The 230-nt window shown below is 65.7% G+C and carries 1 pseudogene; it reads left to right on the top strand.

Annotated features, from left to right (window positions below):
- Positions 1-230 (top strand): annotated as a pseudogene (locus tag H926_RS34000) (histidine kinase); the annotation flags it as partial.

Raw genomic sequence — 230 nt, 5'->3', positions numbered from 1 at the left:
CGACCGGTTCGTCGCCAACCTGATCGAGATGGTGCGCCTGGAAATCGGCGCCTTGCAGCGCGATCCTGAACCGGTTGACCTGGCCGAGGCGTGTGACGCGGCACTCGATCATCTCGCGCCAGGCGGCCTGGTCGGCCCGCTGGAACTGGTCGTGCCCGAAGACCTGCCGCTGGTCTTGGCCGATCCACGCCTGCTGCACCATTGCCTGATCAACCTGATCGACAATGCCG

This window comes from Novosphingobium sp. B-7, from assembly GCF_000410615.1.
GTDB lineage: Bacteria > Pseudomonadota > Alphaproteobacteria > Sphingomonadales > Sphingomonadaceae > Novosphingobium > Novosphingobium capsulatum.
This window is presented reverse-complemented; position numbering and strand designations above follow the sequence as displayed.